This is a genomic window from Rubrivivax sp. A210, assembly GCF_904426505.1.
Classification (GTDB): Bacteria; Pseudomonadota; Gammaproteobacteria; order Burkholderiales; family Burkholderiaceae_C; genus Rubrivivax.
Genome location: NZ_CAJGBN010000067.1, coordinates 213,793 through 234,221, shown reverse-complemented (window position 1 = coordinate 234,221; position 20,429 = coordinate 213,793). Strand labels below are relative to the sequence as shown.

Annotated in this window: 20 protein-coding genes; 11 read left to right on the top strand and 9 right to left on the bottom strand. The window is 70.9% G+C overall.

All coding sequences use genetic code 11. The annotated features are described in order from the left end of the window. The first annotated feature begins 20 nt into the window (after positions 1–20). The 9 genes from JMV16_RS22240 to JMV16_RS22200 all read left to right on the top strand — a co-directional run bounded on the left by JMV16_RS22240 (position 21) and on the right by JMV16_RS22200 (position 8,605). Positions 21–446, top strand: coding sequence for an MbcA/ParS/Xre antitoxin family protein (locus JMV16_RS22240; protein ID WP_201496507.1), 426 nt, complete (start codon positions 21–23; stop codon positions 444–446). 5 nt (positions 447–451) lie between these two features. After that, complete coding sequence (locus JMV16_RS22235) at positions 452–1,147, top strand: RES family NAD+ phosphorylase (protein ID WP_411565063.1); 696 nt, start codon at positions 452–454, stop codon at positions 1,145–1,147. After that, positions 1,144–1,872 carry a heparan-alpha-glucosaminide N-acetyltransferase gene (locus JMV16_RS22230; RefSeq protein ID WP_201496506.1) on the top strand — a complete coding sequence of 243 codons (729 nt, stop codon included), beginning with the start codon at positions 1,144–1,146 and terminating at the stop codon, positions 1,870–1,872. Before JMV16_RS22235 ends, JMV16_RS22230 begins: the two co-directional genes overlap by 4 nt. 20 nt (positions 1,873–1,892) lie before the next feature. Then, positions 1,893–2,519: a nitrile hydratase subunit alpha gene (gene nthA / locus JMV16_RS22225; RefSeq protein ID WP_201496505.1), complete on the top strand. Its 627-nt coding sequence runs from the start codon at positions 1,893–1,895 to the stop codon at positions 2,517–2,519. Then, a complete protein-coding gene (gene nthB, locus JMV16_RS22220; RefSeq protein WP_201496504.1) occupies positions 2,516–3,190 on the top strand; it encodes a nitrile hydratase subunit beta in 675 nt (224 codons plus the stop codon). The genes nthA and nthB overlap by 4 nt, the downstream gene beginning before the upstream one ends. After that, on the top strand, positions 3,187–3,552 hold the full coding sequence (locus tag JMV16_RS22215; RefSeq protein ID WP_201496503.1) for a nitrile hydratase accessory protein: 366 nt from the start codon (positions 3,187–3,189) through the stop codon (positions 3,550–3,552). The genes nthB and JMV16_RS22215 overlap by 4 nt, the downstream gene beginning before the upstream one ends. After that, positions 3,549–4,298, top strand: a complete 750-nt coding sequence (gene rlmB / locus JMV16_RS22210; protein WP_201496502.1) for a 23S rRNA (guanosine(2251)-2'-O)-methyltransferase RlmB — start codon at positions 3,549–3,551, stop codon at positions 4,296–4,298. Before JMV16_RS22215 ends, rlmB begins: the two co-directional genes overlap by 4 nt. Then, complete coding sequence (gene upp / locus JMV16_RS22205) at positions 4,298–4,924, top strand: uracil phosphoribosyltransferase (protein WP_201496501.1); 627 nt, start codon at positions 4,298–4,300, stop codon at positions 4,922–4,924. The genes rlmB and upp overlap by 1 nt, the downstream gene beginning before the upstream one ends. Before the next feature lie 237 nt (positions 4,925–5,161). Next, positions 5,162–8,605: a PAS domain S-box protein gene (locus JMV16_RS22200; protein ID WP_201496500.1), complete on the top strand. Its 3,444-nt coding sequence runs from the start codon at positions 5,162–5,164 to the stop codon at positions 8,603–8,605. Between the two features lie 39 nt (positions 8,606–8,644). On the opposite strand, the gene JMV16_RS22195 is transcribed toward JMV16_RS22200, so the two are convergent. Genes JMV16_RS22195 through JMV16_RS22180 form a run of 4 tightly spaced genes read right to left on the bottom strand, consistent with a single transcriptional unit; the run spans position 8,645 to position 11,599 of the window. Continuing rightward, the gene (locus JMV16_RS22195; protein WP_201496499.1) at positions 8,645–9,478 is read right to left on the bottom strand and encodes an alpha/beta hydrolase; all 834 of its coding nucleotides are present in this window, start codon (positions 9,476–9,478) and stop codon (positions 8,645–8,647) included. Beyond that, positions 9,469–10,029 carry a chromate transporter gene (locus JMV16_RS22190; RefSeq protein ID WP_310737114.1) on the bottom strand — a complete coding sequence of 187 codons (561 nt, stop codon included), beginning with the start codon at positions 10,027–10,029 and terminating at the stop codon, positions 9,469–9,471. The genes JMV16_RS22195 and JMV16_RS22190 overlap by 10 nt, the downstream gene beginning before the upstream one ends. Beyond that, on the bottom strand, positions 10,026–10,595 hold the full coding sequence (locus JMV16_RS22185) for a chromate transporter (protein ID WP_201496498.1): 570 nt from the start codon (positions 10,593–10,595) through the stop codon (positions 10,026–10,028). Before JMV16_RS22185 ends, JMV16_RS22190 begins: the two co-directional genes overlap by 4 nt. Continuing rightward, the gene (locus JMV16_RS22180) at positions 10,592–11,599 is read right to left on the bottom strand and encodes a D-2-hydroxyacid dehydrogenase family protein (RefSeq protein WP_201496497.1); all 1,008 of its coding nucleotides are present in this window, start codon (positions 11,597–11,599) and stop codon (positions 10,592–10,594) included. The genes JMV16_RS22185 and JMV16_RS22180 overlap by 4 nt, the downstream gene beginning before the upstream one ends. A gap of 97 nt (positions 11,600–11,696) precedes the next feature. On the opposite strand from JMV16_RS22180, the gene JMV16_RS22175 reads away from it, so the two are divergent. Next, positions 11,697–12,200, top strand: coding sequence for a DUF1993 family protein (locus tag JMV16_RS22175; protein ID WP_201496496.1), 504 nt, complete (start codon positions 11,697–11,699; stop codon positions 12,198–12,200). Positions 12,201–12,239: 39 nt separating this feature from the next. Here the strand turns inward: JMV16_RS22175 and JMV16_RS22170 are convergent, their stop codons facing one another. From JMV16_RS22170 to JMV16_RS22150, 5 genes are all read right to left on the bottom strand, one after another. Beyond that, positions 12,240–13,241: a class 1 fructose-bisphosphatase gene (locus JMV16_RS22170; RefSeq protein ID WP_201496495.1), complete on the bottom strand. Its 1,002-nt coding sequence runs from the start codon at positions 13,239–13,241 to the stop codon at positions 12,240–12,242. Beyond that, complete coding sequence (gene pepN / locus JMV16_RS22165) at positions 13,238–15,907, bottom strand: aminopeptidase N (RefSeq protein WP_201496494.1); 2,670 nt, start codon at positions 15,905–15,907, stop codon at positions 13,238–13,240. The genes JMV16_RS22170 and pepN overlap by 4 nt, the downstream gene beginning before the upstream one ends. A gap of 48 nt (positions 15,908–15,955) precedes the next feature. Beyond that, positions 15,956–17,060 (bottom strand): peptide chain release factor 2 gene (gene prfB / locus JMV16_RS22160; protein ID WP_201496493.1). Its coding sequence is split into 2 segments (ribosomal slippage): positions 15,956–16,978 and positions 16,980–17,060, totalling 1,104 coding nucleotides; the frame shifts between segments, so codons are not numbered across the junction. 79 nt (positions 17,061–17,139) lie between these two features. Further along, positions 17,140–18,066: an alpha/beta fold hydrolase gene (locus JMV16_RS22155; RefSeq protein WP_201496492.1), complete on the bottom strand. Its 927-nt coding sequence runs from the start codon at positions 18,064–18,066 to the stop codon at positions 17,140–17,142. Positions 18,067–18,091: 25 nt separating this feature from the next. Beyond that, on the bottom strand, positions 18,092–19,027 hold the full coding sequence (locus JMV16_RS22150) for a toll/interleukin-1 receptor domain-containing protein (protein WP_201496491.1): 936 nt from the start codon (positions 19,025–19,027) through the stop codon (positions 18,092–18,094). A gap of 124 nt (positions 19,028–19,151) precedes the next feature. Here JMV16_RS22150 and JMV16_RS24555 point away from each other — a divergent pair, with 124 nt between their 5' ends. Continuing rightward, positions 19,152–20,417 (top strand): hypothetical protein, encoded by a 1,266-nt coding sequence (locus JMV16_RS24555; RefSeq protein ID WP_201496490.1) that lies wholly within the window; start codon positions 19,152–19,154, stop codon positions 20,415–20,417. The last annotated feature ends 12 nt before the right edge of the window (positions 20,418–20,429 follow it).

Sequence of the window (20,429 nt, the reverse complement as noted above, 5' to 3'; positions counted from 1 at the left end):
GAACTGCCCCGGTCTCGACGATGAGCGCCGTGCTCGCCCCGGCCGCGCCCCATGCGGCCACTGAGATCGAACCACAGCGCCTGGCCGCGGCCGGGCTGCGTGCCTTTGCCCGCATCGCCGAGGCCTGGGGCCTGAGCGTCGACGAGCAGCTCTGCCTGCTCGGCCAGCCGCCGCGCTCCACCTTCTTCGCCTGGCGCAAGCAGCCCGAGCGCGCTGCACTCAGCCGCGACACGCTGGAGCGCCTGTCCAACCTGCTGGGCATCTACAAGAGCCTGCAGATCCTGCTGCCCGATGCCGCCGCGGCCGACGCCTGGGTGCGCCAGCCCAACAGCGCAGCGCCCTTCGGCGGGCGCAGCGCGCTCGAGCGCATGCTGGCCGGCAATGTGAGCGATCTCAACCTCGTGCGGCGCTACCTCGACGGCGTGCGCGGCGGCGGCTGGTCTTGACGGATCTGGATGCCATCGCGCCGGCCGTGCGGCGGGTGCGCTGGCAGCACGCCTGCCGCATCGTGCCCACGCGCTACCCGGCGGTAACGCTGTTCGACCGCGTCGCCGATGCGGCCGATTTCGAGGCCCTCTACGCGCTCGAGGCCATGACCAACGAGCGCGCCCGCAATGAGGTCGGCCAGATCGAGCGCGTGCCGCGCGAAGAGCGCCTCTACGGCCCCGGCAGCGGCCCCATCATGGCCGCCTTCACCCACGTCAACGTGCTCGGCAGCCGCTTCTCGGCTGGTGGCTGGGGCGTTTTCTATGCCGCCCGCGAACGTGCCACCGCGGTGGCCGAGACGCGCCACCACCACGGCCGCTTTCTTGCCGCCACGCGCCAGGGCCCCATGCACTTGCCGATGCGCCTGTACGCGGTGGCCATCGACGCGCGCCTGCATGATGTGCGCCCGCTGGGCCTGGCCCCGGGCAGCCCGGGCGCCGCGCTCTACGAAGCCGATGACTACAGCGCCGCCCAGGCCCTGGGCGCGCGGCTGCACGCGGCCGGCTCGGGCGGCGTGGCCTACCGCAGCGTGCGCCAGGCGCGCGGCCAGTGCGTGGGCCTGTTCAGGCCGCGCGGCGCCAGCGCCTGCCTGCACGCCGCCTACCTGCTCTACGCCTGGGACGGCGAGCGCTTCACCGACGTCTACGAGAAGACGGCATGAGCGGCAGCGCCAACCGCTTTGATCGCCTGGATGCACTGCGCGGCCTGGCCATCGTCTGGATGGCGGTCTTCCACTTCTGCTTCGACCTCAACCACTTCGGCTTCTTCGAGCCCCGCTTCAACTTCCACCGCGACCCGTTGTGGACGCAGCAGCGCCTGGCCATCGTCAGCCTCTTCCTCTTCTGCGCCGGCATGGGGCAGGCGGTGGCGCTGCAGGCCGGCCAGGGCTGGCGCCGCTTCTGGGGCCGCTGGTCGCAGGTGGCGGGTTGCGCGCTGCTGGTGAGCCTGGGCTCGATGCAGATGTTCCCGCGCAGCTGGATCAGCTTCGGCGTGCTGCACGGCATTGCGGTGATGCTCATCCTGGCCCGCTTCGTGGCGCCGCTGGGGCGCGGCATCTGGCTCGTCGGCGGGCTGGCGCTGCTGCTGCCACAGTGGCTGCACCACCCCTTCTTCGACACCCCGTTCACGCACTGGATGGGGCTGGTCACGCGCAAGCCCATCACCGAAGACTGGGTGCCGGTGCTGCCCTGGCTGGGCGTGATGCTGTGGGGCCTGGCCGCCGGCCAGTGGCTGCTGGAACACCGGCCACGCTGGCTGGCCGGCGCGTTGCCGGCGGCGCTGCGCCCGCTGGCACTGCTGGGGCGCTGGTCGCTCACCTTCTACATGCTGCACCAGCCGGTGTTCATCGGGGCCATGACGGGCGGCCGGGCCCTCGGCTGGTGGTAGGCCGGCGGTAGCATCGGTCCATGGCGCACGAACACCCCGACGATCACGATCACCGCGGCCACAGCGAACTGGGCCCCATGGACTTGCGCGTGCGCGCGCTCGAGACCATCCTGGCCGAGAAGGGCTACATCGACCCGGCCGCGCTCGATGTGCTGATCGACACCTACCAGACCCGCATCGGCCCGCGCAACGGCGCCCGCGTGGTGGCGCGAGCCTGGGTCGACGCCGACTACCGCGCCTGGCTGTTGCGCGACGCTACCGGGGCCATCGCCTCGCTCGGCTACCAGGGCCGCCAGGGCGAGCACATGCAGGTGGTCGAGAACACGCCCTCGCGCCACAACATGGTGGTGTGTACGCTGTGCAGCTGCTACCCCTGGCCGGTGCTGGGCCTGCCGCCCACCTGGTACAAGAGCGCGCCCTACCGCTCGCGTGCGGTGCGCGATCCGCGCGGCGTGCTGGCCGATTTCGGCGTCGTGCTGCCGCCAGGCACCGAGATCCGCGTCTGGGACTCGACCGCCGAGCTGCGCTACCTGGTGCTGCCGCAGCGCCCGCAGGGCACCGAGGCGCTGGATGAGGATGGGCTGGCGGCCCTGGTGACGCGCGATTCGATGATAGGCACCGGCCTGGCGCGGACGCCCACGCCATGAACCACGCCAGCCATGCCGACCTCGGCGGCCAATTGGGCCACGGCCCGGTGCGGCCCGAGCCGGAGGGCGAGCTGTTCCACGCCGCCTGGGAGCCGCGTGCGCTGGCGCTGACGCTGGCCATGGGCGCCACCGGCGCCTGGAACATCGACATGAGCCGCTCGGCGCGCGAGACCCTGCCGGGCTATGCCGACTTGAGCTACTACGAGATCTGGATCCACGGCCTCGAGGCGCTGATGCGCCGGCGCGGCCTGGTGGGCGAGGACGAGATCGCCGCGGGCCGGGCGCTGCACGCGGCGCCGCCTTTGCCGCGCCGGCTGGAAGCGGCAGCGGTGCCTGCCACGTTGGCGCGCGGTGCGCCCACGCTGCGGCCGGCCAACAGCGTCACCACGGGCGTGGCGCGCTTTGCCGTCGGCGACGCCGTGCGCCTGCGCGCCGAGCCCGTGCCCCACCACACGCGCCGGCCCGGCTATGTGCGTGGCCGCCGCGGCGTCGTCGAGGCGCTGCACGGCGCCCATGTCTTTGCCGACAGCCACGCCCAGGGCCTGGGTGAGCAGCCCTGCTGGCTCTACACCGTGGTCTTCGAAGGCCGCGAGCTGTGGGGCGACGAGCCCGGCGCGCAAGGCCTGCAGGTGTCCATCGACGCCTGGGAACCCTATCTGGAGCCGGCATGAACGCGCCTGAACCCCTGCTTCCACCCGGCCACGAAGAGCCGGTCTTCCGCGAGCCCTGGGAGGCCCACGCCTTTGCGCTGGCCGTCAGCCTGCACCAGCGCGGTCTCTACACCTGGCCCGAATGGGCGGCCACGCTGGCCGAGGAAATCGCCACAGCGCAGGCGCGCGGCGACGCCGACCGCGGCGACACCTATTACCGCCACTGGCTGGCCGCGCTGGAGCGCCTGGTGCAGGCCAAGGGCGCCAGCTCGGCGGATGAACTCACGCGCTACCGCGACGCCTGGGACCATGCGGCCGACCGCACGCCCCACGGCCGCCCGATCGAACTGCAGGCGCAGGACTTCGCGGTGGGTGCGCGATGAGCACCAAGGTGCTGTTCGGCTTCCACGCCGTCACCGTGCGCCTGAAGACGGCGCCGCAGTCAATCACCGAGATCCACGTCGACGCGACCCGGCGCGATGCGCGCATGCGGCAGTTTGTGCAGCGCATCGACGAGGCCGGCGCCAAGCGCGTCGACAGCGACGCCGAGCGCCTGGCCGCGCTGGCCGGCAACACCCGCCACCAGGGCGTGGTGGCGCGCGTGCAGCCGCTGCCGGCCCGCCATTCGCTGGACGAGGTGCTCGAGGAGGTCGAGGGCCCGCCCCTGGTGCTGGTGCTCGACGGCGTGACCGACCCGCACAACCTGGGCGCCTGCCTGCGCGTGGCGGATGGTGCCGGGGCGCATGCCGTGGTCGCGCCCAAGGACCATGCGGTGGGCCTCAACGCCACCGTGGCCAAGGTGGCCAGCGGCGCCGCCGAGACCGTGCCCTACCTGATGGTCACCAACCTGGCGCGCACGCTGAACGAGCTGAAGGAGCGCGACCTGCGCATCATCGGCACCAGCGACGACGCCGAACGCACCATCTTCGATGCCGATCTCAGCGGCCCGGTGGCCCTGGTGCTGGGCGCCGAAGGCGCCGGCATGCGCCAGCTCACGCGCAAGACCTGCGACGAGCTGGTGCGCATCCCCATGCAGGGCGCGGTCGAGAGCCTCAACGTCAGCGTTGCCGCCGGCATCTGCCTTTACGAGGCGCTGCGCCAGCGCCGCCCGTCCACCGGAGAAACCTGATGCCCGTCATCGCCGTCAACCACCCGCTGGTGCGCCACAAGGTCGGCCTGCTGCGCGAGGACGAGATCTCGACCAAGAAGTTTCGCGAGCTCACCAATGAACTGGGCCGCCTGCTGGCCTACGAGGCCACGGCCGACTTTCCGCTCGAGAAGACCACCGTGCAGTGCTGGAGCGGCCCGCTGGAGGTCGAGCAGATCGCCGGCCGCAAGGTCACGGTGGTGCCGATCCTGCGCGCCGGCCTGGGCATGCTGGACGGCGTGCTGGACATGCTGCCCAACGCCAAGGTCAGCGTGGTGGGCCTGAGCCGCAACCACGAGACGCTGCAGCCCGAGCATTACTTCGAGCGCTTCGTCGGCCACCTCGATGAACGCACGGCGCTCATCGTCGACCCCATGCTGGCGACGGCCGGCTCGATGATCGCCACCGTGAGCCTGCTCAAGAGCCGCGGCTGCAAGGACATCCGCGCCCTGGTGCTGGTGGCCGCACCCGAGGGCATACGCGCGCTCGAGGCGGCCCACCCCGACGTGCGCTGCTGGACCGCGGCCATCGACAGCCACCTCAACGAGGTCGGCTACATCATCCCGGGGCTGGGCGACGCGGGGGACAAGATCTTCGGGACGAAGTGAGGACGCAAGACCCTGCCTGTGCAGGGTCTTGCGCCTCACTTCGAGGCCGAGCTCTGCGAGGCCGTGTGGACGATCCTGCATGCGCAGGTTCTTCCGCATCACTTCGAGCCTGAAATCTGCGCGGTCGCGAGGACAAATCCCGGCCAGCGCGGCGGCCTCGTCAGGCCGCCTTCATATACTTTGACAGCGACACGGGTGGGGGCATCGCCGCACCCCGGTCGCATCGGAGTACCCCCCATGATCAGGCCGACGCGCCCACTGCGTCTTCTGCGCCTCGGCGCATCCGCGGCGGCGGCCGTCGTCGCGCTGCTGGCGCTGGCGATGGTGGTCTACGTGCGCGAGCAGTCGCGGCGCGAGCACACCGATGCCATCCAGGACCACGCGCACGCCGTTTCCCTGTCGCTCGACGCCTGGGTCGGCACCATCGACTACGTGCTGCAGGTCAGCGCCGACGAGATCGAGCACCAGGCCAGCGGGCATGGCGTCGACGCCGCGGCCATCAACCGCTTCCTGGCGCGCCAGCAGAGCCGGTTTCCGCACATCGATCTGCTGCGCGCCGCCAATGCGCAGGGCGAGGCCGTGTGGGGCAGCGGGGTCGATGCAGCCCAGCGCGCCAGCCTGGCCCAGCGCGACTACTACAAGCGATTGCGCGACGATCCGGCGCTGGGCATGGTGATCGCCGAACCCATCGTCGGCAGGATCTCGCAGCAGTGGATCTGGCTCATGGCGCGGCGCATCAATGCGCCGGACGGCTCCTTCGCCGGCCTGGTCTATGCGTCGATGTTCATCCGCGACCTCACGCGCATGCTGCAGCATGGCAACCCCCCGGCCGGCGGCCTCATCGTCCTGCGCGATGCCCGGAACCGCATTGTCGCCAGCACCGCCGCGCAGACGCCGCCGGCGGGCGCGTCGGCGCCAACCGAGGCCGAGGAGCGCCACCTGGCGGAACTGGCCGCGGCCCTGCGCGCCGAGCCAGTCGCGGGCAGCTTCACCGGCCATGCGCCCAATGCCGGCGGCGCACCGACGCTGTACGCCTACCGGCGCAACCCCGTCCATGGCTACACCCTGCTGGTGGGCCAGCCGCTGGCGGCGGCCGATGCCCAATGGCAGCCGCTGGCGGGGGTGCTGCTGGGCCTGCTGGCGGCCTCGGTGGCCGGGCTCGTCTACTTCGTCAAGGCGACCGCTCGCGGATGGGAGCAGGAAGTCCTGGCCGAAACGCTGGCCCTGCGCGAGCGCGAGCATGGTCTGCTCAAGTCGTTGATCCGCACCATTCCCGATCTGGTCTGGCTGAAGAGTACGCAGGGCGCGTACCTGGCCTGCAACGCGGAATTCGAGCGTTTCCTGGGCCGCCGCGAGGCGGATCTGGTGGGCAAGTCCGACCTCGACCTGTTGGACAGCGAAACCGCCGAGTCCTTCCGTGCCCATGACCGCCTGGCCCTGGCCGCGGGCAGGCCCACCGTCAACGAGGAATGGATCACCTATGCCTCTGACGGGCGGCGGGCGCTGCTGAAGACGACCAAGGCGCCGCTGCACGCGCCGGACGGCGCGCTCACCGGCGTGCTGGGCGTTGGGCACGACATCACCGAGCAACGCCGCACCGAAGACGCCCTGCGCGAGCACGAGGACCAACTCAGCCTGGCCAATGCCGCGCTGGAGCAGCGGGTGATCGATCGCACGGCCGAACTGCAGAGCGTCAACCGGCAACTGATCGACACCCAGATCGCGATGGAAGGGGTGGGCATTGGCATCACATGGGTCGATTTCGAATCCGGCCGCTTCATCTGGGCCAACCGGTACGCGGCCGAGGTGCTGGGCTACGCGCGCGACGAGATGCTGGGCATGACCGTCTCGGACATCGACCCGCACTTCCCGCCCGAAGCCTACGCGGCGGCCAAGCCCAGCTTCGTGACCGAAGGCCATCGGCGTTTCGAGACCGGGCACCGCACGCGTGACGGCCGGATGATTCCCGTGGAGATGACGGTCTACTACGACCATCGCGATCTCTCGGTGAAACCGCGGCTGATCGCTTTCTCGAGCAGCATCGCAGCGCGCAAGGAAGCCGAGCGCGCGCTTCTTGAGGCCAAGGCCGCGGCCGAAGCGGCCAGCCGCGCCAAGAGCGCATTCCTGGCCAATATGTCGCACGAGATCCGCACGCCGCTCAACGCCCTGCTCGGCCTCAGCCACCTGCTGCGCAACGACCCGCTGTCCCCGACGCAGACCGCGCGACTGGACAAGATGGTGGGTGCCGGGCGTCACCTGCTGTCGATCATCAGCGACATCCTCGATCTGTCCAAGGTCGAAGCCGGACGGCTGCAAATCGAGACCGCCAACTTCCATCTCTCGGCGGTGCTGGACAACGTGGCTTCGCTGGTCAGCGACGCGGCGGCAGCCAAGGGGCTGGCGCTCGAGGTCGATCCCGACGGCGTGCCGCTGTGGCTGTGCGGCGATGCCACGCGCCTGCGCCAGGCCTTGCTGAACTTTGCCGGCAACGCCGTCAAGTTCACCGACCGCGGCCGCGTCGCGCTGCGGGCCTTGCTGGTCGCGGACCGCGGCGATGACTTGGTGGTGCGCTTCGAGGTCCAGGACAGCGGGCCCGGGCTCAGCGAGGCGCAGTGCGCGCGGCTGTTCCAGCCTTTCGAGCAGGTCGACGGGTCAGCGGCCCGCCGCCATGGCGGCACCGGCCTGGGCCTGGCGCTGAACAAGGGCCTGATCGAGTTGATGCAGGGAAGCATCGGCGTCGACAGCGTGGTGGGGCAGGGCAGCACCTTCTGGTTCGAAGTGCCCTTGCGGCGCGGGCACGGCCCCGTGCCGGAGGCCGCGGTCCCCGAACTGCCCCTGACCGCCGATGAGCGCCTTCGCCTGCGCCACACGGGCGCCCGCGTGTTGCTGGCCGAGGACAACGCCATCAACATCGAGGTCGTGCAGGAATTGATGCATGCCGTGGGGCTGGACGTCGTGGTCGCCGACAACGGCCGTGCGGCGGTCGAAGCCGCGGAGAACGCTGCGTTCGACCTGATGCTGATGGACATGCAGATGCCCGAAATGGACGGCATCGAGGCAACCCGGCGCATCCGCCTCATGGCCCACCAGGCAGCCACTCCCATCCTGGCCCTGACCGCGAACGCGGTCACCGAAAGCCGCCAGGCCTGCCTGGACGTCGGCATGGATGCGGTGCTGACCAAGCCGGTGGACCCTGTGCTGCTGTACGAGTCGCTGCTGCACTGGCTGGACCAGGGCGCCGTGCGCAAGGCGGCGCACGAAGTTCGGGCCGACGATAGGTTTGAAGCGCATCCCGGCTGGGCCTCCGGTGTCGATGCACTGCGCGGGCTGGACGGCCTCGACTTCGACGGTGCTCTGGCCAGGCTGCGCGGCAAGGCCGACCGTCTTGTCGCGCTGCTGCGCCTGTTCGCCCGGCAGCACCTTCCGGACCCGGCGCTGCTGCGCGAAGAGCTCGAATCCGGCAACCTCGACGCCGCGGGGAGGCGCATGCACCGGCTCAAGGGGGCGGCCAGCCAGCTCGGACTGGTGGCGCTGGCCGCCGACGCGCATGGCATCGAGGAAGCCTTGAGGGCCGATCCAAGCCTGGGCGCCGGCACGGCGGCCATGTCGGATGCCGCCGCGCGGATGGAAGCGGCGCTGCTCGCGCTGCAGCGGGTGCTGGAGAGCAAGGGCCTGGGCTGAGGCGGGCTGCAGACGGTGCTGAGGTCCGGGCCAGCTCTTTCACCGGCCCGCCAGTGCCACGGCCAGCGTCTCCAGATAGGCCGCGTGCAACTGCAGGTCGTTGTGCCCGGCCTCGGGCAGGCGCAGCAGCCGCGCCTGCGGCGCCAGCGTCGCCAGGTGCTCGCTGTGGGCCGGCGCAATGAGATCGTCGCGTTGGCCGTGTACCAGCAGCAGCGGGCCGCGGATGTGCGGCACGGCCTCGTCGGTGCGCAGCGGGTAGCGCAGCAGCGCCTGCGGCACCCAGGCATAGTGCTCGGCAGCCAGGCGCGCCATGCTGGCATAGGGCGAGGCCAGCACGGTCAGTTCGGGTTGCACCTCGGCGGCCAGCATGGCGGCCAGTCCGCTGCCGAGCGAGCGGCCGTAGATCACGCGCTTCAGGCCGGCATAGCGCGGCGCCACCCAAGCCCAGGCGGCACGCACGTCGTCCAGCAACTGGGCCTGGCTTTCGATGCGGCCGCTGCTCTTGCCATAGCCGCGGTAATCGATCATGTAGAGATCGAAGTTGGCACGGCGGTAGAAATCGGCATTGGTGAACCAGCTCTGCAGGCTGCCGGCATTGCCATGCAGGTAGAAGACCACGCCGGCCGGGTGCGGCAGGCGCAGGTGCAGCGCGTGCAGACGGGCGCCGGGCACGTCCAGCCCGTCTTCATGCACGTCGGCGCCAAAGTCGAAGCGGTGGGTGGCCGCCAGCACCTCGGGCTGGAAGAGCAGCCGTTCCTGGCCCCACCACAGCACCGCCAGCGCCAGCGCGTAAAGCGTGCCGGCCAGCAGCAAGAGGCCGCCACCCCAGGCCGCAGCACGCGCCAGCAGCGGCGCCATCTCGATCACACCCATCCGGCGGCGCCGGCCACAGCACCAGCGCCCAGCATCCACAAGGGGCTCAGCCTGGTGCGCAACATCAGCCACAGCGTCGCCGCCACCAGCAGCGGCACCGCGATCCAGTGGCTGCGCGTGGGCTCGAGCAATATCCAGCCGGTGGACAGCAGCAGGCCCAGGGTCAGCGGCGCCATGCCGGCCGTAAAGGCGCGCACGGCGCGCGCCTCGCGCCGCTGCTCGCCCCAGCGTGACGCCATCAAGGCCAGCGTGGTGGACGGCAGCAGCGTGCCCGCCATCGCCGCCACCACGCCCGCCAGGCCACCGACCTGCAGGCCGATGACGGCCACGAACAGCACATTCGGCCCTGGCGCCGCCTGGGCCAGCGCGACGCAGTTGGTGAACTGGGCGTCGTCCAGCCAGCCCTGGCGCACGACCACGAAGCGGTGCATCTCGGGCACGGTGGCGATGGCGCCGCCCACCGCCAGCAGTGACAGCAGCATGAAGTGGGTGAAGAGCGCCAGCAGTTCGGCGCCGCCGAAACCCATGCTGCCCCAGAGCCAGGCGTTCAACGCGAGAGCCTCCATCCGGCCAGCAGCACCGACACCGTGCCCAGGCCCAGCACCACCGCCGCCAGGGGCCAGCGCAGCGCCGCGATGGCCGCCACCGTGAGCGCTGCCACCACGCCGCCGGCCAACGGCCCCAGCGGGTTGCGCCGAAGCGCCGGCGCCAGCTTGCAGGCGGTGCTCAGCACCAGTCCTGCCGAGACCACGCCCATGCCGCGCAGCGCACCGGCCACGAAGGGCAGGCCTTGCAACTGGCCCACCAGCACGGCCAGGGACAGCACCAGCACCAGCGGCGCGAGCAGGATGCCGGCGGTGGCCGCCACGGCGCCGCGCCAGCCGAAGAGGCGGTCGCCGATGATGAGCACGAGGTTGACGATATTGGGCCCCGGCAGCACCTGGGCCACCGAGAGCTGCTCGAGGAACTGCTCGCGCGTCAGCCAGCGCAGGCGCTCGACCAGTTCGCGTTGCGCCACCGGCAGCACGCCGCCGAAGCCCTGCAGCGCCAGCCGCGTGCAGGCCAGGAACAACTCGGCCGGTGAAGCCGGCCGGGCTGCCGGGGCAGCGTCGTTCACCGCAGCACCTTCAGCGCCTCGGGATTCACCAGGTTGGTCGGGCTCTTGGCGATGAAGGCGAGCACGTTCTCGAAGGCAGCGCGAAAGTACAGCTCGTAGCTGTCCTGCTCGACATAGCCGATGTGCGGCGTACACACCGCGTTTTCCAGCCGCAGCAGCGGGTGGCCCTGCAGGATGGGCTCGCTCTCGAAGACGTCGATGGCGGCCATGCCGGGGCGCCCGCGGTTGAGTGCGGCCACCAGCGCGCCGTCCTCGATCAGCTCGGCGCGCGAGGTGTTCACCAGCAGCGCGGTCGGCTTCATGCGCGCCAGCACGTCGTGGCGCACGATGCCGCGCGTCACGTCGTTCAGGCGCAGGTGCAGGCTCAGCACGTCGCAGGTCTCGAAGAAGGCCTCGCAGCTGTCGGCGGTCTGGTGGCCGTCGATGAGGGCGCGCTCGCGCGAGGTCTCGCTGCCCCACACCCGCACTTGCATGCCGAAGGCGCGGCCATAGCCGGCCACCAGGCGGCCGATCTTGCCGTAGCCCCAGATGCCCAGGGTCTTGCCGGCCAGCACCATGCCGAGGGCGAAATTGGGCGGCATCGACGCTGTCTTCAGGCCGCTCTGCTGCCAGGCACCGTGCTTGAGGTTGCCGATGTACTGCGGCAGGCGCCGCATCGAGGCCATGATCAGGGCCCAGGTCAGCTCGGCCGGCGCCACCGGCGAGCCGACGCCCTCGGCCACCGCGATGCCCATGCGGGTGCAGGTCTCGACGTCGATGTGGGGGCCGACGCGGCCGGTCTGGGCGATCAGCTTCAGGCGCGGCAGCTTCTCGAGCAGGGCGCGCGGAAAGTGCGTGCGTTCGCGGATCAGCACCAGCACGTCGGCATCGCGCAGCCGCACCGAGAGCTGGCCCGTGCCCTTGACGGTGTTGGTGAAGACCTTGGCGTTCAGGGGTTCCAGCAGCGTCGCGCACTTGAGCTTGCGCACCGCGTCCTGGTAGTCGTCGAGGATGATGATGTTCATGCGCGGCGCGGCGGGATCAGGCTTTGATTCTGCCCGTTCCGGCGCCGCCGGCCGTACGGCGCTAGCATGCGCCTCCCCACATCAGCCCGGAGACCCCATGAGCCTTTCGATGCATGCCGCCAGCGCGCCCGTTTTCACCCGTATGCTGGGCAATGCCCTGCTCTGGCTGGACAAGGCCCAGGCCCATGCCGAGGCGCGCAAGTTCGACTCCGCCAACTACCTGGGCCTGCGCCTGGCGCCCGACATGCTGCCCTTCACGCGCCAGATCCAGATCGCCAGCGACGCCGTCAAGGGCTGCATGGCGCGCTTGGCCGGCGTCGAGGTGCCCAAGTGGGACGACAACGAGGCTACGTTCGATGACTTGCGCGCGCGCATCAGGCGCACCATCGACTACGTGCAAGGCTTTGCCTCGGCCCAGATCGACGGCAGCGAAGGGCGCGAGATCGTGATGCAGATGCGCGTCGGCGAACTGCGCTTCACCGGCGAGGACTACCTGCGCCACTTCGTGCTGCCCAATCTGTACTTCCACCTCACCACCACCTACGCCCTGTTGCGCCACGCGGGGGTTGAACTGGGCAAGCGCGATTTCCTGGGCGGCTGAAGCGGCGCCCTGGCCGGGCCCGGCCTGCCGTGGCGCCGCTCAGCCGGCGTGGTACTCGGTGGCGCGCTGGACCTCGTTGCGCGAGCCCAGCACCACGGCCACGCGCTCGTGCAGCTTGGTCGGCACGATGTCCATGATGCGCTGACGGCCGTCGGTGGCCATGCCGCCGGCCTGCTCGACGATGAAGGCCATCGGGTTGGCCTCGTACATCAGGCGCAGCTTGCCCGGCTTGTCGGGGTCGCGCCGGTCCCAGGGGTAGAGGAAGACGCCGCCGCGCGCCAGGATGCGGTGTACGTCGGCCACCATGCTGCCGACCCAGCGCATGTTGAAGTCCTTGCCGCGCGGGCCTTCCTTGCCGGCCGTGCATTCGGCGATGTAGCGCGTCACCGGCTCGGCCCAGTGGCGGGCATTGCTCATGTTGATGGCGAATTCCTTGGTGTCCTCGGGAATGCGCATCTGGTCTTCGGTGAGCACCCAGGAGCCGGTCTCGCGGTCGAGCGTGAACAGCGCGACGCCGTCGCCCAGCGTCAGCACCAGGGTGGTCTGCGGGCCGTAGACGCAGTAGCCGGCGGCGGCCTGCTGCTTGCCGGGCTGCAGGAAGTCTTCCTCGCTCACGCCGCGCGCATGGCCCACCTTGCGCAGCACGCTGAAGATGGTGCCGATGGAGACATTGACGTCGATGTTGCTGCTGCCGTCCAGCGGGTCGAACAGCAGGAGGTACTCGCCCTGCGGGTAGCGGTTGGGCACGACGTGGATGCTGTCCATTTCCTCGCTGGCCATGGCCGCCAGGTGGCCGCCCCATTCATTGGCCTCGATCAGCACCTCGTTGCTGATGACGTCGAGCTTCTTCTGCACCTCGCCCTGCACGTTCTCGGTGTGGGCCGTGCCCAGCAGTTCGCCCAGGGCGCCCTTGTTGACCGAGATCGCGATGTGCTTGCAGGCACGCGCGACAACCTCGATGAGCAGGCGCAGCTGGGGCGGGATATGGCCGTGCTCGCGCTGCTGCTCGACCAGGTAGCGGGTGAGGCTGACACGTTTCATGCGTTCTCCAGGGCGCGGGTGACGACCTCGCGCACGTCGTTGCTGAGATCGGTGCGGGCGGCCACGCGGGCGATGGCCTCGCGGGCCGCGTGCCGGTAGGGTTCGGCCAGCGAGGCCCAGCGGTCCATCACGCGCGCAAAGCGCCCGGCGACATGGGCGTTGATGGCGTCGAGCTCGATCAGGCGCTCGGCCCACAGCACGTAGCCGGCGGCGTCGGCGCGGTGGAAGGCGGCCGGGTTGCCGCCGCACAGGCTGGTGAGCAGGCTGCGCGTGCGGTTGGGATTCTTGAGCGAGAAATCGGGGTGCTTGAGCAAGGCCTTGGCGCGTGCGAAGACACGGCCGGGAGCCTCGCCGTGCAGCTCGGCCACCGGCTCGGGTGCCGAGGCCTGCAGGGCGAACCAGCGGTCCAGCATCAGCGCATCGCCCTGGGCCAGGGCGTGCAGGCGTTCCAGCGCCGGCTCGGCCAGCGGCGATTGCGCGCGGACGAGGGCGCCAATGGCATCCATGCGCTCGGTGAGGTTGCCGGCGTCCTTGAAGCGCTGGTAGGCGCGGCCGGGCCAGGTGGCATCGCCCTGGCGCACGGCGTGCAGGCACAGCATGTCCAGCGCCAGGCCGGCCAGCGCGCGGCGGCCGGCCTGATCGGGTGCGGGGCTGTAGCCCTCGGCCACCTGGTGCTGCTCCCAGGCCCAGAGCCAGTCTTCGTGCAGGCTGGCTGCCAGCAGCGCGCGCCAGTGCTCGCGCACGGCGTGGATGCGCTGCGGGTCAACGACGGTCAGCTGCTCGGCGATGTAGGCCTCGGCGGGCGGCAGCAGCACCAGCTTCTTGAAAGCCGGCGCGAGGCCGGGGTCGCGCAGCGTGCGGCGCAGCGCGGCGGCCACCGCTTCGTCCAGGCGCGGCGCGCCGCCGTCGCGCAGCGCGGCCAGCAGGGCGTCGAGCACAAGGCGCTGGCCGGCCTCGAAGCGGTTGAAGGGGTCGCAGTCGTGGGCCAGCAGCACCAGACGCTGGGCCGAGGTGAGGCCGTCGTCCAGCCGCACCGGCGCCGAGAAGCCGCGCAGCAGCGAGGGCACAGGCGCTTGCGCGATGTCGTCGAAGACCCAGCTCTGCTCGGCGCTGTCCAGCACCAGGGTGCGCAGCGGCGTGAGCTTGGTGCCATCGGCGGCGATCAGGCGCAGGTCCACCGGAATCACGAAGGGCAGCTTCTCGGGCTGGGCGGGCGAGGGCGGGCAGCTCTGCGCCAGGGTCAGCGTGTAGCGCCGCGCCTCGGCGTCGAACGTGCCGCTTGCCGTGACGCGCGGCGTGCCGGCCTGGCCGTACCAGCGCTTGAAGGCCTCGAGCTGGCGCGCCAGCACGCTGCCGGGGTTGGCGTCGGCAATGGCCTGGGCGAAATCGTCGCAGGTCACGGCCTGGCCGTCGTGGCGGGCGAAGTAGAGGTCCATGCCGGCGCGAAAGCCGTCACGGCCCACCAGCGTGTGCATCATGCGCACCACCTCGGCGCCCTTTTCGTAGACGGTGGTGGTGTAGAAGTTGTTGATCTCGAGGTAGCGGTCGGGCCGCACCGGATGCGCCATCGGGCCGGCGTCCTCGGGGAACTGCAGGCTGCGCAGGCGCTGCACGTCGGCGATGCGCTTGACGCCGCGGGCCGAGAAATCGCCCGCCATGTCCATGCTGAATTCCTGGTCGCGGAAGACCGTCAGGCCCTCTTTAAGCGAAAGCTGGAACCAGTCGCGGCAGGTGATGCGGTTGCCGGTCCAGTTGTGGAAGTACTCGTGGCCGACCACGCTCTCGATGGCGGCGAAGTCGTCGTCGGTGGCGCTGGCCGGGCTGGCCAGCAGCAGCTTGGTGTTGAAGAGGTTGAGCCCCTTGTTCTCCATCGCGCCGCCGTTGTAGTCCTCCACCGCCACCACCATGAAGCGGTCGAGGTCGAGCGCCAGGCCGAAGCGCGCCTCGTCCCAGGCCACGGCGGCCACGAGCGAGTTCATCGCGTGCTCGGTCTTCTGCAGATCGCCCGGCCGCACATGGATTTGCAGCAGGTGGTCGCGGCCGCCGCGCGAGCGTATGCGCTGCTCGCGGCAGACCAGGCGTGCCGCCACCAGCGCAAACAGGTAGCTGGGCTTGGGGAAGGGGTCGTGCCACTTGGCGTAGTGGCGGCCGTGGTCCAGATCGCCCTGCTCGACCAGGTTGCCATTGCTCAGCAGCACCGGGAAGCGCGCCTTGTCGCCGCGCAGCGTGACGGTGTAGACCGCCATCACGTCGGGGCGGTCAAGGAAGAAGGTGATGCGGCGAAAACCCTCGGCCTCGCACTGGGTGAAGAAGCCGCCGCCGCTGGTGTACAGGCCCGACAGCTCGGTGTTCTTCTCGGGGCAGCAGGTGTTGCGGATCTCGAGCGTGAAGGCCGCGGCCGCCGGCGGGTTGTCGATCACCAGTTCGCCCGCCTCGTGGCGGAACGAGACGCTCTGGCCATCGGCCTGTACGCGCAGCAGGTTCAGGCCTTCGCCGTGCAGGCGCAGCGGCCCGGCCGGCTGGGCCGGGTTGCGCTCTATCGCCAGCCGGCTGGCCACGATGGTCTTGGCCGGGTCGAGGTCGAAGGTGAGGTCGACCTGGCGGATGAAGAAGGCCGGCGCGGAATAGTCTTCGCGCTGGACGACGGCAGTACTGGCTTCACGCATGCGGCGTGGTCTCCGTGATGTCGTTCTTGTCGCCCTGGCGAAGCGGCCTCAAAGGCCCTGCTTCAGGCTGGCTTCGATGAAGGTGTCGAGGTCGCCGTCGAGCACCTTCTGGGTGTTGCTGATCTCGACGTTGGTGCGCAGATCCTTGATGCGGCTCTGGTCGAGCACGTAGCTGCGGATCTGGTGGCCCCAGCCGACATCGGTCTTGGTGTCTTCCAGCTTCTGCTGCGCCTCGCGCTGCTTGCGCATCTCGTGGTCGTAGAGCCGACTCTTGAGCATGGCCCAGGCCTCGTCGCGGTTGCGGTGCTGGCTGCGGTCGTTCTGGCACTGCACCACGATATTGGTGGGGATGTGCGTGAGGCGCACCGCCGAGTCGGTCTTGTTGATGTGCTGGCCGCCAGCGCCGCTGGCACGGAAGGTGTCGATGCGCACATCGGCCGGGTTGATCTCGATCTCGATGGTGTCGTCGATCTCGGGATAGACAAAGAGGCTGGCAAAGCTGGTGTGGCGGCCGCCGCTGCTGTCGAAGGGGCTCTTGCGCACCAGGCGGTGCACGCCGGTCTCGGTGCGCAGCTGGCCGAAGGCGTACTCGCCCTCGACCTTGAGCGTGGCGCTGCGGATGCCGGCCACGTCGCCCTCGGTCTCTTCCAGCACCTCGGCCTTGAAGCCCTTGCGCTCGCAGTACTTGAGGTATTGGCGCAGCAGCATGCTGGCCCAGTCGCAGGCCTCGGTGCCGCCGGCGCCGGCCTGGATGTCGATGAAGCAGTTCAGCGGATCGGCCGGGTTGCTGAACATGCGGCGGAACTCGAGCTGCTCGACTGTCTCGCGCAGCTTGTGGGCCTCGGCCTCCATCGCGGCGATGCCGTCGAAGTCGTCCTCGGCCTTGCTCATCTCGTAGAGCTCGGTGTTGTCGGCGAGGTTGCCGCTGAGGTGATCGATGGTCTGCACCACCGTCTCCAGCGTCTTCTTCTCGCGCCCCAGTTCCTGGGCGCGCTTGGGATCGTTCCAGACCGCGGGGTTCTCCAGCGCGGCATTGACCTCGTTCAACCGCAGGGATTTGCGGTCGTAGTCAAAGATACCCCCGGAGCTGCTCGGTGCGGGCACTCAGATCGGCGAGCAGCGTGCCGATCGAGTTGATGTGTTCGACGTCCATGGCGGTCCCGGTTTGCAGATGATGCTGCAGGCGATGCAAAGCGGGCGATTCTCTCACCCATCTCACCTGGCTCAGGCGTTCAGCCGAGGAAGCGCGCGAGGTGCGCGGCCAGCGCCTCGGGCTGGTCGTGGTGCAGCATGTGGCCGCAGGGGCTGAGCGTCACGCGCTCGACATTCGCTACGACGGCCAGGCGTTCGAGGAACTCGCTGCGTGGATAGCGGTTGCCCCACCATTGGCTGACATCGGTGAGGTCGCCCTCGGCCCAGAGCATGGGGGCCTGGATCAGCTTCCAGGTCTCCAGCACCTCGGCGACGCGGTAGACATACGGGTTCACGCGCTTGTGCGCCGGGTCGCCCAGGATCTGCCAGCGGCCGTCGGCCCCAGGGCGCGACCAGTGCGGCGCCAGCCAGGCAGCCTTGTCGGGGGCGAGCCGGGGGTTGTTCTTCATCAGGCGCGCGGCCACAGCCTCCACGCCGTCGTAGCCGCGCAGTGGCTGCGGCTGCTTCAGCTCGTCCAGCCATTGCACCAGGCGCCGGGGGCCGTGGTGGGGTTCGCCGGCCGGCTGGCCGAAGCCTTCGAGGTTGACGAGGCGGCGCACCCGCTGAGGGCGCAGCCCGGCGTAGAGCATGGCCACGTTGCCGCCCATGCTGTGGCCCAGCAGGTCAACCGCGCCATTCGGCACCAATACGTCCAGCAGGGCATCGAGATCGGCCAGGTAGTCGGGGAACCAGTAGCAGTCGGCGCCCGGCGCCTCGGTGAGGCCGAAGCCGCGCCAGTCGGGGGCGATGATCCAGCGCGCTTCTTCATCGCCCTCAACCGCGGCCAGCGCATCGACCGCGAACTGGAACGAGGCCGCCACGTCCATCCAGCCGTGCAGCAGCACGAGGGGCGGGCGCGCGGGCGTGGCCAGGGCCGCATCGCCCCATTGCAGCAGGTGATAGCGCAGGCCGCGCAGGGCGACGAAGCCGGAGCGGGCAGGGCGGCGCGGCGGGTAGGGGGCGGTCATGCGGCGCATCGCCTTTCGTGGGTGGTCAAGGCACGCGGCGCGCGATGAACTCGATGGGCCGATGGCTGGACAGGCCACCCTCGGTCTGCATCACGAAGCGAATTTCGTCGCCGGCCAGGCGGCCGCGGTAGCGGTGGGTGGCGGTGACCTCGGCGCCGCCGGCGGTCTCGGTGGTGCGGGTGATGAAGCTCAGGCCGTCGGGCAGCAGGCGGCCTTCCAGCAGGCCGCGCGGGACGCGCAGGAAGGAGGCGCTGCCGCTCAGTTCGTCGCCCTCACCGGAAAACTCGAAGCGCTCGACGTAGTGCGCGCCGGGCCAGTCGTAGTCCACCTCGGCCTGCCAGCGGCCGTTGATGGCGGGCCGCGCGGCGCGCGCCGGTACTGCAGCTTTCGGCGCGCCGGTGCCGCGAAACAGCCAGGCCGCACCACTGCCGGCCGCCAGCACCGCCGCACCGGCCACCAGGCCCAGCCGCCGCCGGTTCGACGGCGGCGCCGCCGCCTCGCCGAGCAGACTGCGCAGCCTGGCCACCAGGCGCTGCATCGCATCGGCATAGTTCGTGGGGCTGATCTCCATCGCGTTGTGCGAGGCCAGTGCGCGCAGCGGCGGCGGCAGCAGCGCCGGCTCGGGCATGCGGGCCCCGTCCAGCAGCAGCGGCACAAGGGTCAGGCCCTGGGCCAGGGCGCCGGCGATCTCGCGGTGGACGAAGTCGCCCGCGTCGGCCAGGCGTGGCGGCTGCCCGGGGCGCTCGCCCAGCCAGCGCGGGCCTATCAGCACCAGCACCACCCGGCTCTGACCCACGGCCTGGGCGATGACATCGGCAAAGGCCTGGCCAGCCGCGATGTCGTCGACATCGATGAAGACGCGGTCGGCGCCGAAATGCCGCGCCAGCTCGTCGTAAAGGGCGCGGGCATAGCCGGCGCTGTCGTCGCGGCGGTAGCTGATGAAGATCTGGACCGGGCGCATGGCGGATGGGCGGGCAGGGGCGGCGCGAAGAATAGCCCGGCGCGGCGCCGCCGCGGCACGCCCCTGGTCTGGACGCGGCCGGCGGGGCAGTTCACCATCGAGGGCAAGCGTCATGGTCGCGGCGATGTCCACCTCCTCCCTCCTGCCCTCGACGGCGAGCCGGCATCCCGGCTTGCGCTGGTTGCTGCTGGCCGTGCTGTTGCCCCTGCTGCTGCTTGCCCTGGATGGCGCGCTGCTGCGGCCCGGCCGGCTGCTCACCGCTCCCGCCCTTGCGCCCGCGAGCGCCGCGGCACCGGCCCCGCGGGAAGCCGAACCCGGCTCAAGACCACTTCCTGCCGAGCCACCGACCGCCACCGCGCCCGCCAGCGCCGCCGCACCGCCACCGCCCTTGGCCGCGGCCTGCGCGCCCGACGCCGCGTTGCGCGAGCGTGCCTTGCAGAACCTGGGTGCGGCGCTGGACGCCAGCGCCGACGAGCGCGTGCGCGCAGCCCACCTGTTCCTGCGCGCCCGCCTCGCCGTCGACGCCGAGGCCCGCGCCCAGGCCATCGAGGCCGATGCCGCCTGCCGCCGCGCCCGGGCCGATGGCCTGGAAGAGACTGCGCAGCGCTGCGCCGAGGCCCTGGGCGCGAGCGAGGCAGCGCTGCTGCAGCCAGCGGCGGCGGCGGTCGACTCACTCGCCGTCCTCGCCACTGCGTCGCGCGACCCGGCGGTCCAGCGCCTGGCCTATCGCGCCTGTCACGGCGGCGGCCTGAGCTTTGTCGAGTCCGGTGCTGCCTGCCAGCGCATCACCACCGAGCACTGGGCCGGGCTGGATGGCGAGCAGGCCCTGCCCTGGCTGCAGCGGGCCGGCCAGGCGCACTCGCTTGGCGACCTTGCTGCCGTCGACGCCGCCTTGTGGCGTGCCGCCCAGGCGCCGGTGGGCGATGCCTGGGCCGGCACCCTGGCCGGCCTGGTGGCGGGCGCGCTGCCCGCAGGCACGCCGCCGTTGGAGCACGCCACGGTGCTGGCCGTGCTGGCCGAGGTCGAGGCGGCCGAGTCACCGCCCCTGGGTGCGCAGCTGGTCACGCTTTGCGGCGGCGAGGCCTTGCAGCAGGCCACCCGGGCCGACGCCTGCGCCGCGCTGGCGGAGATGCTGGTCGTGCGCGGCCGTTCGGCGGCGGCGGCCATGGCCGGCGTGCAGATCGGCGAGCGCCTGGGCTGGCCGGCCGAGCGCAGCAGCGCCCTCGTGCGCGAGCTGCGGGCGGCCCTGGACGCGCGGCTTCGCCATGCCATGCCGGCCTGCGGAGCTGGCCGCCAGCGGCAGGAACTGGCCTTGCTGGACTGGCAGCAGGGCGAGCTCGAGGCCGGGCGCGAGCTGTTGCGGCGCGATGCCCTGGGCGCCCCGCGCTGAGTGGGATCATGC

Coding starts and splice junctions, on each gene's coding strand:
- JMV16_RS22240 (WP_201496507.1), top strand. CDS start 21: ATGAGCGCCGTGCTCGCCCCGGCCGCGCCCCATGCGGCCACTGAGATC.
- JMV16_RS22230 (WP_201496506.1), top strand. CDS start 1,144: ATGAGCGGCAGCGCCAACCGCTTTGATCGCCTGGATGCACTGCGCGGC.
- nthA (WP_201496505.1), top strand. CDS start 1,893: ATGGCGCACGAACACCCCGACGATCACGATCACCGCGGCCACAGCGAA.
- nthB (WP_201496504.1), top strand. CDS start 2,516: ATGAACCACGCCAGCCATGCCGACCTCGGCGGCCAATTGGGCCACGGC.
- JMV16_RS22215 (WP_201496503.1), top strand. CDS start 3,187: ATGAACGCGCCTGAACCCCTGCTTCCACCCGGCCACGAAGAGCCGGTC.
- rlmB (WP_201496502.1), top strand. CDS start 3,549: ATGAGCACCAAGGTGCTGTTCGGCTTCCACGCCGTCACCGTGCGCCTG.
- upp (WP_201496501.1), top strand. CDS start 4,298: ATGCCCGTCATCGCCGTCAACCACCCGCTGGTGCGCCACAAGGTCGGC.
- JMV16_RS22200 (WP_201496500.1), top strand. CDS start 5,162: ATGATCAGGCCGACGCGCCCACTGCGTCTTCTGCGCCTCGGCGCATCC.
- JMV16_RS22195 (WP_201496499.1), bottom strand. CDS start 9,478: ATGGGTGTGATCGAGATGGCGCCGCTGCTGGCGCGTGCTGCGGCCTGG.
- JMV16_RS22180 (WP_201496497.1), bottom strand. CDS start 11,599: ATGAACATCATCATCCTCGACGACTACCAGGACGCGGTGCGCAAGCTC.
- JMV16_RS22175 (WP_201496496.1), top strand. CDS start 11,697: ATGAGCCTTTCGATGCATGCCGCCAGCGCGCCCGTTTTCACCCGTATG.
- JMV16_RS22170 (WP_201496495.1), bottom strand. CDS start 13,241: ATGAAACGTGTCAGCCTCACCCGCTACCTGGTCGAGCAGCAGCGCGAG.
- pepN (WP_201496494.1), bottom strand. CDS start 15,907: ATGCGTGAAGCCAGTACTGCCGTCGTCCAGCGCGAAGACTATTCCGCG.
- JMV16_RS22155 (WP_201496492.1), bottom strand. CDS start 18,066: ATGACCGCCCCCTACCCGCCGCGCCGCCCTGCCCGCTCCGGCTTCGTC.
- JMV16_RS22150 (WP_201496491.1), bottom strand. CDS start 19,027: ATGCGCCCGGTCCAGATCTTCATCAGCTACCGCCGCGACGACAGCGCC.
- JMV16_RS24555 (WP_201496490.1), top strand. CDS start 19,152: ATGTCCACCTCCTCCCTCCTGCCCTCGACGGCGAGCCGGCATCCCGGC.